The organism is Streptomyces shenzhenensis, assembly GCF_003688995.1.
GTDB classification, from domain to species: Bacteria; Actinomycetota; Actinomycetes; order Streptomycetales; family Streptomycetaceae; genus Streptomyces; species Streptomyces shenzhenensis_A.
The window spans coordinates 46370-60656 of record NZ_PENI01000014.1 but is presented as its reverse complement, the minus strand read 5'-3'; the positions used below and the strand labels follow the sequence as shown (position 1 = coordinate 60656).

At 68.5% G+C, this 14287-nt stretch carries 13 protein-coding genes and 1 pseudogene; 11 read left to right on the top strand and 3 right to left on the bottom strand.

What is annotated here, in order from left to right:
• Positions 1-19: 19 nt before the first annotated feature.
• Positions 20-208, top strand: a pseudogene (locus CTZ28_RS48445) (cytochrome P450); the annotation flags it as partial.
• 136 nt (positions 209-344) lie between these two features.
• Here the strand turns inward: CTZ28_RS48445 and CTZ28_RS47740 are convergent.
• Positions 345-1682 (bottom strand): 4Fe-4S dicluster domain-containing protein, encoded by a 1338-nt coding sequence (locus CTZ28_RS47740; protein WP_121891398.1) that lies wholly within the window; start codon positions 1680-1682, stop codon positions 345-347.
• A gap of 99 nt (positions 1683-1781) precedes the next feature.
• On the opposite strand from CTZ28_RS47740, the gene CTZ28_RS22030 reads away from it, so the two are divergent.
• The gene (locus CTZ28_RS22030; protein WP_121891397.1) at positions 1782-3017 is read left to right on the top strand and encodes a cytochrome P450; all 1236 of its coding nucleotides are present in this window, start codon (positions 1782-1784) and stop codon (positions 3015-3017) included.
• Positions 3018-3500: 483 nt separating this feature from the next.
• On the opposite strand, the gene CTZ28_RS22025 is transcribed toward CTZ28_RS22030, so the two are convergent.
• Both CTZ28_RS22025 and CTZ28_RS22020 read right to left on the bottom strand, forming a co-directional pair.
• Entirely contained in the window at positions 3501-4604 is a 1104-nt protein-coding gene (locus tag CTZ28_RS22025) for an amidohydrolase family protein (protein WP_183154515.1), read from the bottom strand.
• Positions 4601-5140, bottom strand: coding sequence for a Rieske (2Fe-2S) protein (locus CTZ28_RS22020; RefSeq protein ID WP_183154514.1), 540 nt, complete (start codon positions 5138-5140; stop codon positions 4601-4603). Before CTZ28_RS22020 ends, CTZ28_RS22025 begins: the two co-directional genes overlap by 4 nt.
• 69 nt (positions 5141-5209) lie before the next feature.
• Between CTZ28_RS22020 and CTZ28_RS22015 the strand changes: the two genes are divergently transcribed.
• From CTZ28_RS22015 to CTZ28_RS21975, 9 genes are all read left to right on the top strand, one after another.
• Positions 5210-6382 (top strand): amidohydrolase family protein, encoded by a 1173-nt coding sequence (locus CTZ28_RS22015; protein WP_121891395.1) that lies wholly within the window; start codon positions 5210-5212, stop codon positions 6380-6382.
• Positions 6383-6420: 38 nt separating this feature from the next.
• Positions 6421-7851 (top strand): MFS transporter, encoded by a 1431-nt coding sequence (locus CTZ28_RS22010; RefSeq protein ID WP_183154513.1) that lies wholly within the window; start codon positions 6421-6423, stop codon positions 7849-7851.
• Between the two features lie 77 nt (positions 7852-7928).
• Complete coding sequence (locus tag CTZ28_RS22005; protein ID WP_121891509.1) at positions 7929-8879, top strand: PDR/VanB family oxidoreductase; 951 nt, start codon at positions 7929-7931, stop codon at positions 8877-8879.
• Between the two features lie 7 nt (positions 8880-8886).
• On the top strand, positions 8887-9366 hold the full coding sequence (locus tag CTZ28_RS22000) for a VOC family protein (RefSeq protein WP_121891393.1): 480 nt from the start codon (positions 8887-8889) through the stop codon (positions 9364-9366).
• 48 nt (positions 9367-9414) lie between these two features.
• Positions 9415-9915 carry a nuclear transport factor 2 family protein gene (locus CTZ28_RS21995; RefSeq protein WP_121891392.1) on the top strand — a complete coding sequence of 167 codons (501 nt, stop codon included), beginning with the start codon at positions 9415-9417 and terminating at the stop codon, positions 9913-9915.
• Positions 9912-11030 (top strand): CaiB/BaiF CoA transferase family protein, encoded by a 1119-nt coding sequence (locus CTZ28_RS21990; RefSeq protein ID WP_121891391.1) that lies wholly within the window; start codon positions 9912-9914, stop codon positions 11028-11030. The genes CTZ28_RS21995 and CTZ28_RS21990 overlap by 4 nt, the downstream gene beginning before the upstream one ends.
• Before the next feature lie 44 nt (positions 11031-11074).
• Entirely contained in the window at positions 11075-11932 is an 858-nt protein-coding gene (locus tag CTZ28_RS21985) for an enoyl-CoA hydratase-related protein (protein WP_121891390.1), read from the top strand.
• Positions 11929-12465: a VOC family protein gene (locus CTZ28_RS21980; RefSeq protein ID WP_183154512.1), complete on the top strand. Its 537-nt coding sequence runs from the start codon at positions 11929-11931 to the stop codon at positions 12463-12465. Before CTZ28_RS21985 ends, CTZ28_RS21980 begins: the two co-directional genes overlap by 4 nt.
• On the top strand, positions 12462-14282 hold the full coding sequence (locus tag CTZ28_RS21975) for an FAD-dependent oxidoreductase (protein WP_121891388.1): 1821 nt from the start codon (positions 12462-12464) through the stop codon (positions 14280-14282). The genes CTZ28_RS21980 and CTZ28_RS21975 overlap by 4 nt, the downstream gene beginning before the upstream one ends.
• Positions 14283-14287 lie beyond the last annotated feature (5 nt).

Genomic DNA, 14287 nt, shown 5'->3' with positions numbered 1-14287 from the left:
AACTAGAACACCACAGGAAATGAGGGCGCCGTCAGAGGCGGCGGCCCGGGGGCGATCGCGGGTGCCAACAGGGCGGACTCGGCACGCCGATCCGGACCGCTTCGACATCACCAGGGCCCCGAATCCGCACGTTGCCTTCGGCGCCGGGCGGCACTTCTGCCTGGGCTCGCACCTTGCCCGCCTGGAGTTGGCGCTCATGTTCGAGGCTATCGTCACGCGGCTGCCGGGCCTGCGCCCGATGGCGCCCTGGCGCTACCGGCAGTCACCGATCGCTCCGTCGGTGCTCGGCCCGGCCGTGATGCCGGTGGCGTTCACGCCCGGGCCGCGCGTCCGTTCCCAAGTCCTCAGTACCCGAGTGCCTCGACGCGGCCGCCGTCGGTCTCGTCCGGCTTGCCTTCGGGCTTCACCCAACCGATCGGCTCCTTGCGGTTCGGGTCGAAGTCGAAGCCCGGCGTCTCGAACACCTCCAGCGGCAGCCGCGGACGGTCGCCCGGGCCGTAGTGCTTGCCGTCCAGGGGCCAGTCGAAGCCTTCGAGGTCGTCGGTGTCCTTGCCGAGGATCCTGCCGCTGCGGTCGAACTCCTCCAGGACGGCGGGCAGTCCGAAGCGCTGCACCGGGCAGACCTTCATGCAGACCGAGCAGCCGGCCGTCTTGCCCATCACCGGGAGGCAGCGCTTGGTGTTGAGCTTGGCCTTGACGACGCCGCGGCTCTCCTTGCGATTGGCCGGGATCGCGCCCGCCGGACAGCGGCGCACGCAGATCTGGCACTCGTTGCAGACGCCCTCCAAGCCGTAGTCGACCGGCTGATCGTGCACGAACGGGGCGTTGGTCGACATCACGTGGATCCGGCAGCGCGAGCCCGCGTGCGGTGTCAGCAACTGGCCGTTGAGGCCGAGCTGCCCCAGGCCGGCGGCCACGGCGTAGGGGATCACCATCGACTCGCCGACGAAGCCCTCGGGGCGCGCGTCATAGCCCTGCGCACGGATCCACTCGGCCAGCAGGCGCATGCGGTCCTCCAGCCCGGAGTAGGCCGAGAGGGCGGCCTTCTCGGCCCGCAGCGACGGCGACATCTGGGTCGAGTCGAAGTTCTGCTCGATGATCCCGACGACGATGGTCTCGCCGACGCCCATGCCGTGGTACTCGGCGTAGTTCCACTTGATGTCGTATGCGGTGACGCCGACGCCCGAGAGCCCGAGCCGGGCCGCTTCGAGCTTCATGGCGCGGGTCAGTTCCTCGGGCGTGACGGGTTTGGCCGCCGCCGTCGCGCCGGGTTCACGGTTCGACTTCGCCCGCTTCCGGGCCGCGCCCTGGACACGCGGCGACGTCGACAGCAGCGAGATCCACATGTGCCCGGTGGGGCTGTTCTGACCACGCATCTCCGGGTGCAGCCGGATGAAGTCGTGCAGCGGCGCCTCGTCGAACGCCGCTTGCTGGCGTTCGGGGAGAAGTTCGATGCCGGGGCCGGTGCGCAGGGCCTCGGCCGGGGAGGGGACCGGGGTCGTCCAGGGCCGCGTGTGCGGCGTTCGGCGGCGATGCGCCCAGATCGGCAGCCGGGGGATCCACCACATCTTCGGGCGGTAGGGGAGCGTCTTCTTCGCGATCGGGTAGAGCAGCTCGCCGAACTCGTGGCCCCAACGCAGCAGCCTGAGTTGCAGGGCGTTGCGGTTGAAGCGTGGCGCCATGACGACCGTCCCCTCGTTTCGTCGTGTGGTCTCCCTCGCTTGCTATAATAATGGTACTTTCAATGTCAAGTGGAGGTGTAATATTTATGGAGGTCGGCATTGGAGCTGGCGGAGCGGGCGGAGCGGTTCTACGGCCTCGATGAGGAGCTTCTGCGCGACCCATGGACGCTTTACGCGGACCTGCGGGAGCACGCGCCGGTCCTGCGGGTCGGGCCGGCCGTCGTCGTGACCCGGTACGACGACGTCAAGGAGCTGTTCCGGAACACCGACGGCTTCTCCAACAAGCGCTGGACCGGCAGCCGGGTCACGCAGCGCCGGGCGTCGCTCGTGCCGGACGAGGTCGAGAAGTACGACTACCTGATCCGCCTCGACGTCAACCACATCGGCCAGAACGACCGGCCCAACCACACGCGGCTGCGAAAGTTCGTCAGCCAGGCGTTCTCCCGGCGGGCGATCGACAACCTGCGGGAGCGTGCCACCGGGATCGCCAACGACCTGTGCGACGAGATCGACGCCTCCGGTGACGATCCGTTCGATCTGTCCACGCTGTCCTGGCGGCTGCCGTTCCTCGTGGTCTGCTCGATGCTGGAGGTGCCCGACGCCGAGATCGCAACCTTCCGCTCGTGGGCCCTGGAGATCCGTCGCGGCCTGGGCACCAACTACGACAACCTCGACGCCGCGTTCGACGCCACGCAGCGTCTGGAGGCCTACGTCCTGGAGCTGATCCGGGAACGGCGGGCTCGGGGCGTCGGTGCCGGTGACGATCTGGTCAGCAACCTGGTGGCTGAGGACCTCCAGGGCACCGTCCCGCTGACCGATGCGGAGCTGGTCGCGATGTTCGCGGTCATGCTGACCACCGGCAATGCCAACGACATGATCTCCAACGCCGTGATCGCGCTGGACGAGCGCCCGGACCAGAAAGCACTGCTGCGGCAGGACCCGGCCCTGTTGCGCCCGGCGATCGAGGAGTTCCTGCGGTTCTGCCCGTCGGTGCATGGGGTTCACCGGGTCGCGGTAGGCGACCAGGAGATCGCCGGGTTTCCGGTCCGGGCCGGGGAGACCGTGCGGCTGGTGGTCGCGTCGGCCAACCGCGACCCGGCCCGGTTCGCCGACCCCGACCGCCTCGACATCACGCGTAAGGACGCCCAGCACCAGCTCGACTTCGGCTTCGGCATCCACACCTGCCTCGGGCAGTGGTTGGCCCGGCTGGACATCGAGGTCGGGCTGCGGGTGCTGTACGAGCGCTACCCGGACCTGCGGGTCGCCGGGCCGTTCCGGTACCGCCGCGAGTACCAGTTCCGCGGGCCGGAGCGGCTGATGATCGCCAAGCACTGAAGGAGCCGGCCGTGACCGTTCTGGACACCAGCACCAAGCTGGGCATCATCGACACCGATGTCCACCCGCTCAAGCTGCGTGAGCGGCACCAGCGCGGCTCCGGCTCACCGAGTTCCAGGCCCGCGGCGACGCCGTCACCCCTGAGGGCAACCCGCCCGGCAGCGATCCCAACTTCGCCGCCGAGCAGCTCCTCGACATGTACGAGATCAGCGCGGCGATCCTCAACGATCTGGGCGCCTTCGGCTCAACCGGGCTGAAACACCAGCCGTTCGGCTAGGTGCTGTTCGCGCCGGACAACCTGCGCCCGCCTGGGCACCCATCGTACTGGCCGATTTGCGAGGCCCGCGCTCAACTCAGTGAAGCTGATGAGGTTCGCGGTCCCGGGCCCGAGTACTTGTGCGTAGTAGACCGCGAGGCCGATCACGGGCCCGCCCCAGACGGTCCGGCGGGTGGGGGCACCGTCCCGCAGCGGCATCACGGCGGTCACGGGAGCCGGTACCAGGCGCGGGCGGTCTCGGCCATGAGCTTGGGCCGGGCCGGGTCGGGGAGGCCGGCCAGGAGGCGATCGACGTCGTCGTCATGGCCGCGGGGGTAGTCGGTGGCGAACATCAAAAGGTCGTCGCTGCGCAGCCAGCCGAGTGCGTTCTGCAGGTGGCGGGCGGCTTCGGGTGGGCCCAGCTCGGCGGGCACCGCGGAGAACCGGAAGTGCCGGCGGATCACGTCCATCGGCGGCTCGGAGAGCCACGGTACTTCGCGGCGCAGGCCTTTCCAGTCCTTGTTCATCCGCCAGCCCCAGGCCGGCAGCCACAGGAAGCCGCCCTCGATGACTGAGACCCGCAGGTCGGGAAGCTCCTGCAACAGCCCCTCGACCACCATGCTGGTGACCTGCGTGGCGAACGACTGCCACTCGCCGGCGTACTCTTCGATGAAGTAGGAGGGGTAGCCCGTGGTCGAGGGGACGCCGTCGGCGGTGCCGCCGTAGTGCAGCCCGACGACGAGGTCGTGCTCGACGGCCGCCCGGAAGACCGGGAGGTGGATCCGGCGGCCCCAGAGCAGGTCGCTGCGGGCGGGGAGCAGGACCTGCTTGATCTGCGGCTGGTCGCCCAGGCGGTGGATCTCGCGGACCATCGCCTCGGGGTCGCGGACCGGGAGGACGAGCGAGCCGTGCAGCCTCGCGTCCTTGGCCAGCCACTCGTGGACCAGCCAGTCGTTGACCGCCGAGGCCATCGCGTTGACCCAGTCCGGCTGCCGGATGCTGTCGATGCCGTAGTAGCAGTTGAGGATCGCGGCGTCGACCCGCCAGGGATCGAGGACGTGCTCCTGGAGGAGGGCGAGTTCGGAGGCTGGGACGCGGCCGTCGTCGGGGCGCCACTCCGGGCGGCAGGTACGAGGCGAGTTCGGCGGGAAGTGCTGGCCCGGACCCGGCGGCGTCCTCCAGTTCCGCTCAGTGCACCAGTCGATCCACTGCTGGGCGAGGTAGGGGAACAGGGCCGACGCGGACGGTACTTGGGCGTGAACGTCGGCGTCGACGACCGGGCCGGTCCACACCGACTCGCGTGGGGTGGTGCCGAGGAGCGAGGTGGTCACGAGGCGGTCCGCCTTCCCGGGCGCCGAGGGCGGAGGTCGACGACGAGGTAGTCGTCCTCGACCTCGATGGTCACGGTCTCGGCCTTGTACGGGCCGGGTTGCTTGCCGTCGCCGGCGTTCTGGCCGGCGGTCGCGGCGGCGTACTGGGCCGGGGTCATCGAAACAGCGCCGGACTCGACCTCGGTGGCAACCAGGGAGCCCTTCTCGACGTCGACGGCGTAGGGACGGCCGCGCATGCCGACCGGGTCGAAATAGGACTGCCCGGTGGTGACGTCGAACTCCCAGCCGTGCCAGGGGCAGGCGAGCAGTTGGTGATCGGTGTCGTAGACGTACTTCCCAGGGCGCTCAGCCGAGACAAGCGGCAGGAAGCGGCCGGCGCACAGGTCGGCACCGCGATGAGGGCAGCGGTTGAGCAGCCCGTAGAACTCCCCCTCGACGTTGAAGATCGCGATGCTGCGACCGTTGACGTCGACCGCCATCTTCTCGCCGTCGGCGAGGTCGGCGGCGCGGCCGACCACGAAGCGCTTGCTGGGCACACCCGCTCCCTTCCGAACATAACTGTTGAATAATAATAGCTCGGATAGGAGTAGGTTAGAGGAGAAGCGATGACCCTGACCGCGCCCGACCCTCAGGTGGCCGCCGGGCCGCTGAAGCTCGGCATCATCGATTGCGACGTGCACCCTCTGAAGCTGCGGGAGCATCAGCAGCGCGGTGCCGGGGTGCTGTCCTACCTGCCGGAACGCTGGCAACGACATGCGTCGGTGGCCGGCGTCCAACGTGGTGGATGGGCCGGCGGAGACCGGCCGCGGCCGCGCGAGTACGGCCAGCGGTGGGACACCGAGACACCAGGTGGCGGCCCACCGGGCAGCGACCCGGTATTCGCCGCCGAGCAACTGCTGGACAAGTACGAGATCAGTGCCGGGCTGCTGAACGACCTGGGGGCGTTCCAGTCGGCCGGGCTGAAGGGGCAACCGGCCGGGTTCTCGGCCGCGTACTGCCGGGCGCTCAACGAGCACCGTGTGGACAACTGGCTCAAGCAGGATCCGCGCTGGTACGCGGCCTTGAACATCCCCTACGAACTCCCGGAGCTCGCCGTCCAGGAGATCGAGTTCGGCATGACGCAGTTCGACGGGTACTCCTCAAGGTTCAAGCAGATCATGCTGGCGCCGGACAATCTCCGCCCGGCCGGCCACCCGACGTACTGGCCGATCTACGAGGCCTGCGTCGAGTACGGCCTGCCGGTGACCTTCCACGTGCAGACCGGCAACCGCCCGACGCCTTCCGGCGGCCCGAGCTACTACCTCGAGGAGCACAACGACTACGCGGCCATGAACTTCCCGCTGGTCGCGAGCTACATCTTCGAAGGTGTCCTGGATCGGTTCCCGGATCTGAAGATCGTCCTCATCGAACTGGGCTGGTCCTGGGCGATCCCGCTGGCCTGGAGGCTGGACGCCGCGTACCGCGTGCTGGGCGACGAGGTACCGCACCTGCGGAAAAAGCCGTCCGAGTACCTGCGTGATCACTTCTGGTTCGGCACACAGCCGATGGAGGAGCCGGAGGAGGACCGCCATCTCGACGAAGTCTTCGACGCCTTCTACGACATGGGGATGGGTGACCATCTGATGTACGCCTCGGACTACCCGCATTGGGACTTCGACGAGCCCGCATCCCTGCCGGCGAACCTCTCGTTGGAGCAGCGAGCTGCTGTCCTCGGTGGCACGGCCGGCAAGCTCTACGGCATCGATCTGCTCCCTGGCCAGGGCTACGAGGTCAGGTGAGTGCTCCGGCCACAGCGGTAGACCAAGGTTCCGGGCTGGTGCCCGGCGGCACAGATCGTCTGGTCCGGCTGGTGCTGGCCCTGGCTGTCGGGTCCTTCACCTTGCAGCAGTGCTTCGTGACACCGGTCCTCTCCCGGCTCCAGGTGGAGTACGCCACCGATCAGGCCACGGTGACCTGGGTCCTGACCGTCTACTTGCTCGCCGCGTCGGTCGCGACACCGCTGCTTGGGCGAGCCGGCGACACCTGGGGCAAGAAGCGGATGTTCGTCCTGGCCCTCGGAGGAATGGCGGCCGGGGCGCTCGGAGCCGCGCTGGCGCCAAGCATCGGTTGGCTCCTTGCGGCCCGTGCCGTGCAGGGGGCGGCGGGGGCGGTGCTGCCATTGTCCTTCGGGATCCTGCGCGACGTCTCCCGTCCCGAGCGGCTTTCCAGCGGCGTCAGTCTGATGACGTCGACCACCGCGGTGGGATTCGGCCTCGGGCTGGTCCTTGCCGGTCCAGTGGTCGACACGCTCGGGGTGCGCTGGCTGTTCTGGCTGCCGGCCGGCATCGCAACGGTCACCGCGCCGGCCGTGCTGTGGGTGGTCCCGGAACCGGCCTCCACCCGGGCAGCCCCTCCACCGCTGCTGCCTGCACTGGCCCTCGGCGGCTGGCTAGGACTGTTCCTGCTCGGCGTCAGCCGCGGCGGCGCATGGGGATGGACGTCACCGTGGGTCCTGGGGATGCTCGCCGCGTCGGCTGTGCTCGTACTGATCTGGGTCCGCATCGAGCGGCGCGCCCGCACCCCGCTGATCGATCTGCAGATGATGCGCTTGCGCGGCGTCTGGACCACGAACCTCATCGTGATGCTGTCAGGGTTCTCGATGTTCGCCCTGTTCGGATTCCTTCCTCAACTGCTCCAGACGCCGGAAACCGCCGGCTATGGCCTCGGTGCCACCGTCACCGAGTCCGGGCGCTTCCTGATCCCTTGGTCGCTGACTTCGTTCGCCGCCGGAATGCTCGCCACCCGGATCATCCGCGCAACGTCGGTTCGCATCGTGATCTGTGCGGCCACGTTGCTGATGGCGACGGCGATGCTTCTGATCGCCTTCCTCAACTCCACTCCCTGGGTGATCTACCTGGCCATGTCCTTGCACGGCGCCGGCTCCGGCTCGGTCCTGGCGGCCACGGCCCTGGTTGTCGTGCGGGTGGTGCCGCCCTGGCAGGTTGGCGTGGCCAGTGGCATGAATGCCAACGTCCGCCTGGTCGGCGGTGCGGTCGGGGCCACGGCCATGGGCGTGATCGTAACCGGTCATCTCACGGCCACCGGCTATCCCGCTGAGCTGGGCTACACCGTGGGCTTCGTGGTGCTCGCCGGTGTGTTCCTCCTGGCCCACATCGCGGCATACGCCATCCCGAAGGCGGGCTTCGGCGCCGGGCGGACGGTGGCAGCGGAAGCGGCGGCCCCCGAGACCGTCATCGCCGACCCGTAGACCCAGCGTGCCGCCTGGATGCTCCCTCTCATCGAGTCGACCAATACAGCAAGTTATGTATTAGTCTTGTTCTTATGATGAGCGATCAGGATCTGATCACTGTGAAGGTCCATGGGGTACACCGGGTGGCCGAGGGGGTGGCTGCCTTCGAACTGGTGCGGGAGGACGGCGAGCCGTTCCCGGAGTGGGCGCCGGGCGCTCATATCGACGTAGTCATCGGGGAGGGTCTCGAGCGCCAGTACTCCTTGTGCGGCGACCCGGCCGCCGACAAGACCTGGACCATCGCGGTGCTGCGGGAGCCCGAGAGTCGGGGTGGCTCCCGGCGGCTGCACGACGAGGTCGCCGAGGGCACGCCTTTGGCTGTCCGCGGTCCCCGCAACGAGTTCCCGCTCGAGTCCAGCCCCCAGTATCTGTTCATCGCAGGCGGGATCGGCATCACCCCGCTGCTGCCGATGGTGCGAGCGCTGGCCGCCGTCGGCGCGGATTGGCGCCTGGTCTACGGCGGGCGTCAGGCGGCCTCGATGGCCTTCGTCGACGACCTGGCCGAATTCGGGGGCCGTGTCACGGTGTGGCCGGAGGATCAGTTTGGGTTGATCGATCTGGAGGCCTTGCTCGGCGAACCGGCCGACGGTGTCAAGGTCTACTGCTGTGGGCCAGGCCCGCTGATCGACGCGGTGGAGGCGCGGTGCGCCGAATGGCCGCCCGGAGCCCTCCATGTCGAACGATTCCGGCCTCGCGAAGGGGCGCTGGACGGGGAGCGCACCGGGTTTCAGGTCCGCCTGGACGCTTCGGGCCTCACGCTCGACGTCGGCCCTGATCAGAGCATCGCCGAGGTGGTCGAGGCGGCCGGCGTCGACATCATGACCTCTTGCCGGGAGGGAACCTGCGGCACATGCGAGACCACCGTCCTCGACGGCGTTCCCGACCACCGGGACTCCCTGCTGACCCAAGAGGAGAAGGCCGCCAACGACACGATGATGATCTGTTGCTCGCGGTCGCGGACCCCACTGCTGGTCCTCGATCTGTAGGAGCGCCATGAAGCTTGCCTCGCACATTGCCATCGGCGTCCGCGATCTCGAGCGGTCCCTCGCCTTCTACCGCGACGTGCTCGGGATGACGGTGATCCGTGACGCCACCAATGAGCCGCCGGTGGACGCGCTTTACGGCCCCGGCGTCGGCTCGACGCGCCGTCGTGAAGTGATGCTGAGGATGGGAGGCAACGAGGGGGAGGGGTACGGCGACCGCGTATTCCTGGCCATCTCCCAGTCCGACGAGCCGGCCGACAACCAGCCGCTCACCCTGGAGCACATCGGGATCCATCACGTCGGGTTCTGGGTGGACGACATCCCTGCTCTGGCCGAACGGCTGCGCGCAGCCGGGTATGAACCCGTGTCGATCAAGGACACCGTCGGTGTCGGCTACGGCGAGTCGGCGGACCAGAAGATGCGCGCGATGTTCGTGAAGGATCCGGACGGGACCGTTCTTCAGTTCGACCAGCGAGTCCACACTCATTAACAGTGGTGTTACTGTCTTGTTGAAGACAACTCGGAAAGGTGGTTCCCGGTGGAGGACAGGCTGGCGGTTCTCGAGGCGCGGCTACGCGAACTTGAGGACGACCGGGAGATCCGCGAGCTCCTCGCCCGCTACGGCTACTACGCCGACGCGCCCCTCGACGAGGAGTACTTCGGTCTGTTCACGGAGGACTGCGTCATGGACGTCTCCTCCGGCCGTGGCGAGGACCCTTACGAGATCGTCCGCTGGGAAGGCCTGGCTCAGATGCGCCGGTTCCTGAGTGAACGCACCGCGCAGCACGACAACGGCTTCTACGGCCGCAGCTTCCACGTCCAGGGCAACAACCTGGCGGTGAAGGTGATCGGGGACGACGCAGTGGCCAACGGCTACTCGTTCATCTTCCACCAGGACGGCCCGGCCCTGAAGTTGCTCAGCGCCTCCCTCAACGAGTGGGCCTTCCGTCGTGAGGACGGGCGTTGGAAGATCCAGATGCGCAAGCGCCGGATGGCCGGGGCCCCCGACGCCAAAGAGGTCTTGCGGGCGGCGGAATGACCGGGGGCGCGCTCGCCGGCGTCCGCGTGGTGGACGTCTCGCGCGTGCTGGCGGGCCCCTACTGCGCCCAGTTGCTCGGCGACCACGGCGCGGACGTAGTCAAGGTCGAGCCGGTCACCGGAGACCTCACCCGCTCCTGGGGCCCTTCCCGGCCGGACGGCGTCAGCGCCTACTACGCCGGGTTGAATCGCAATAAGCGTCACCTCGCGGCGGACCTCGGCACCTCCGAGGGACGGGAACTGATGCTCGAGCTCCTGGCCGATGCCGACGTTCTGGTCGAGAACTTCAAGCCGGGGGCGATGACCCGCTGGGGCTTGGCGCCGGACATGCTGGCAGAGCGACTTCCACGCCTGGTGCACTGCCGGATCTCGGCGTTCGATCCTGACGGGCCGATGGCCGGGCTGCCCGGCTACGACGCCGTCATCCAGGCCTACACCGGGATCATGGACCTCAACGGTGAGCCTGGAGGTCCGCCGCTTCGGATCCCGATGCCGGTGGTGGACCTGACCACCGGGCTTCTGGCCCTTTCCGGCGTCCTGCTGGCACTGCACGAGCGGGAGGAATCCGGGAAGGGCCAGCGGGTCGACATCAGCCTGGTCGACGGGGCGATGAGCCTGTTGCACCCGGCGGCGGCCAACTACTTCATGACCGGCGCCCCACCGCACCGGCTGGGCAGCGCGCACCCGAACATCGCCCCCTGCGAGACGTTTCCCTCGCCGGCCGGCGAGGTCTACGTGGCCGCGGGCAGCGACCGGCAGTTCGCCGAGTTGGTCAGCTTCCTGGGCGCACCAGAGCTCGCCGACGACCCACAGTTCCGCCGCAATGCCGACCGCCTGGCCCACCGGCACGAGCTCAATGCCGTCCTGGCCCGGCTGATCGCCGCGCTCGACCCGGATGTCGACCTGGCCCGGACGCTGATCGCCGAGGGCGTGCCCGCGACGCTCGTGCGGTCATTGCCGCAAGTGCTCGACGCCGAGGACGTCGCTGCCCGCGGCATGGTCACCGAGCTCGACGGCCTGCGGATGCTGGGTGTTCCGGTCCGCTTGAGCCGGACCCCCGGTTCGATCCGCACACCACCCCGGCCGCTGGGCGCCGACCAGGTCGCCGGGGGCTGACCCTCCGCCCGCCCCGGGACCCCGACGAAGAGAGCAGAGTCAGAGTGGACTACGAGAACATCCTGTACGACGTCGCCGACCGGATCGCGACGATCACCCTCAACCGCCCGGAGAAGCGCAACGCCCTGAGCCCGGCGCTGCGACGCGAGGTGATCCATGCTCTGAAGGCGGCCGAGGCCGACGACGACGTCACTGTGGTCCTCATCCAGGGAGCCGGTAAGGCCTTCTGCGCCGGGTACGACATGAACAGCTACGCAGGTGGTGAGGAGCGTCCCGAGCGCCCCGACGGCTGGAACGCCTCTCCGCTGTTCGAGTCCTGGACGGGCCAGTTCCCCCGTAGCTGCCTGCGGGACTGGCTGACCATCTGGGACCTGCTCAAGCCGGTAGTGGCCAAGGTGCACGGTTACGCGCTGGCGGGCGGCTCGGAGCTGATGTCGATGTGCGACATCGTGTTCGCCGCCGAGGACTGCGTGATGGGCTATCCGCCCACCCGCGCCCAGTCCACCCCGGACATCGAGTACTTTCCCTGGAAGATGTCGATGGCCCAGGCCAAGTACCTGCAGCTGACCGGCAATTCGATCACCGGGAAGCGGGCCGAGGAACTGGGCTGGATCGCCAGGAGCTTTCCGGCCGAGGAGCTGGACGAGCAGGTGATGCGTGAGTTGCGGCCGATGGCGCAACTGCACCCGGCGATGCTCGCCGCCAACAAGCTCAGCCTCAACCAGAGCTACGAGGCGATGGGGTTCCGAGCCGCGCTGCAGAGCGTCGTGCCCTGGTACGCCATCGCGCGCTCGTTCCGCCCTGGAGCGGGCGAGTTCCAGACCAAGGCCGCGCGCGACGGGCTGAAGGCCGCCCTCGAGTGGCGCGACGGTCCCTTCAAGGAGGAGGGGTTCGTGCTGTGAGCGCAGTGACCGAGGAGACCCGCGTCGGGGTCCGGAGCCTCAACCACGTTGCCATCGGTGTCCGCGATCTGGAGGCGTCGCTGCGCTTCTACGTCGAAGGCCTCGGTATGCGGAAGACACTGGAGAAGCCGACCAGCGACCTGACGCCGGCGCTGATGCGGCTGCCCGAGGGCACGACCGGCACCACGGTGTTCGTGCAGGGTGACTCCCGGGTGGGCCAGCTCGAGCTGGTGAAGTGGAACCTGCCCCAGAACGACGAGGGGCGCCCCAAGCGGCCCGGCGACTTCGGGATGGGCCAGCTGTCCTTCCCGGTCGGCGCCGAACACATCGGCGTCATCCACGCCCGGCTGGTCCGGATGGGCTACGAGGTCTATTCCGACCTCACCACGACCATCGTCAAGAACTACGGCCCGGTGACGCTCTTCCTCTGCGAGGACCCCGACGGCACTCAGGTGGAGCTCATCGCGCTGCCGTCGCCCGATGTGGTCCGGAGGTTCCGCGCCCAGCTGAACCAGGAGGACGAGGGACGATGACCCAGCTCGAGACCGGTCCGGCCGTCACCGAGGAGCCGGTGGACCACCGCGCCGTGGCCGAGCAGTGGCTGACCACTCTGGACCGCGCCTTGACCGAGCACGATCTCCTTGGTGTCCGTGGACTGCTGTCGGCCGACCCGTGGTGGCGCGACATCTACGCGCTCACCTGGGACCTGGTCGGCATGCACGGCGCCGACGACATCGTCGAGCAGCTCGCCACCGCCCTGGACGAGACCGGCTTCGGCGACCTGAGACTGGACGAAACGTGGCCGGTTGCCTTCAACGGCCGCTACATCGAGGCGATCTACCACTTCGCCACTCGCGCGTCGGTCGGCCGCGGCGTGATCCGCCTGGTCCGCGAGGAGGACGGTGAGTGGCGATCGTGGGTTGTCTCGACCAGCCTCGAGGGGCTGCGCGACTTCCCCGAGCCGACGATCTCCGTCGACGACGCCGCCAGCGAGGCCAACAACTCGCCGTCCACTCCCGGCGCCCGTCGATCGCTGACCGACCTTCGGGCCGAACGACGGCAGTACCGAGACGCCGACCCGAGCGTCCTGATCGTAGGAGCCGGCCACTCCGGACTGTTCCTGGCCGCACGGCTGGGCCAGCTCGGGGTCCCGACGCTCCTGGTCGACCGCTATGCGCGCGCCGGTGACAACTGGCGGCTGCGCTACAACGGCCTGCTGCTGCACGACTTCAAATGGTCCACCGAGTTCCCGTACCTGCCCTACCCGAAGACGTGGCCGCTGTTCACGCCCAAGGAGATGCTGGCCGACTGGATGGAGGCATACGTCAACCTCCTCGACCTGGACCTGTGGACCAGTACCACCGTCCACTCCGCGAGCTACGACGAGGCCGAGGCCCGCTGGACCGTCGAGCTCGACCACGACGGCGAGCGTCGCACCCTGCGTCCCCAGCATCTCGTGTTCGCCACCGGCAAAGACGGCATCCCCTATCGCCCCGAGGTCGAGGGTGAGGAGCTGTTCGAGGGGACGATCGCCCACTCCAGCGAGCACCCCGGCGGGGAATCGGTGCGTGGGAAGCGTGTGGTCGTCGTCGGTGCCGGGGCGAGCGCGCACGACATCGCCCAAGACGCCTACGAGAACGAGGCCGCCTCCATCACGATGGTGCAGCGCAGCCCGGTGCTGGTGTTCTCTCAGCGCAACGGGCTGAAGCTGCTCTTCGGCGCTCTCTACAACGAGAACGGCCCGGAGATCTCCACTGCCGACCTGCTCTCGGCGACCAACCCGCTGGCCCTCGGCCTGCAGCTCGCGCCGACGGTTACCCGTCGGATCGCCGAGCTCGACGCCGATCTGATCGCCGGGATGGAGAAGGCCGGCTTCCGCACCACCCTCGGGCCGGGCGACGCCGGGCAGGCGCATCTGACCACCCGTGGCGGCGGCGCCGTCTACATCGACAAGGGCAACTGCCGGCTCATCATCGACGGCGAAATCCGGATCCAGCCGGGCCAGATCGAACGGTTCACCCCGCACGGTGTGATCTACCGCGACGGTACCGAGGAAGCCGCAGACGTCGTCGTGTTCTGCACCGGCTACAGCAACATGCGCGAGGTCGTCCGACCTGTCGTCGGCGACGCGGTGACCGATCAGTTGGCGACGGTGTGGAACGTCGACGACCGCGGCGAGCTGCGGACGACGCTCCGCCACTCCGGCCACCAGAAGCTCTGGTTCATGGCCACCGGTCTGCGGCTGGCCCGGTTCTACTCGCAGCACGTCGCCCTGCTGATCAAGGCGATGAACGAAGGGATCATCGACCCACAGATCAACGTCGACAAGAAGCAGGAGCTGGCGGGCTGAGCCCG

Bases quoted from the DNA above. Each gene is read 5' to 3' on its own strand.
- CTZ28_RS22005 (WP_121891509.1), top strand. From the start codon at position 7,929: ATGAGCGATCAGGATCTGATCACTGTGAAGGTCCATGGGGTACACCGG.
- CTZ28_RS47740 (WP_121891398.1), bottom strand. From the start codon at position 1,682: ATGGCGCCACGCTTCAACCGCAACGCCCTGCAACTCAGGCTGCTGCGT.
- CTZ28_RS21990 (WP_121891391.1), top strand. From the start codon at position 9,912: ATGACCGGGGGCGCGCTCGCCGGCGTCCGCGTGGTGGACGTCTCGCGC.
- CTZ28_RS22015 (WP_121891395.1), top strand. From the start codon at position 5,210: ATGACCCTGACCGCGCCCGACCCTCAGGTGGCCGCCGGGCCGCTGAAG.
- CTZ28_RS22000 (WP_121891393.1), top strand. From the start codon at position 8,887: ATGAAGCTTGCCTCGCACATTGCCATCGGCGTCCGCGATCTCGAGCGG.
- CTZ28_RS21975 (WP_121891388.1), top strand. From the start codon at position 12,462: ATGACCCAGCTCGAGACCGGTCCGGCCGTCACCGAGGAGCCGGTGGAC.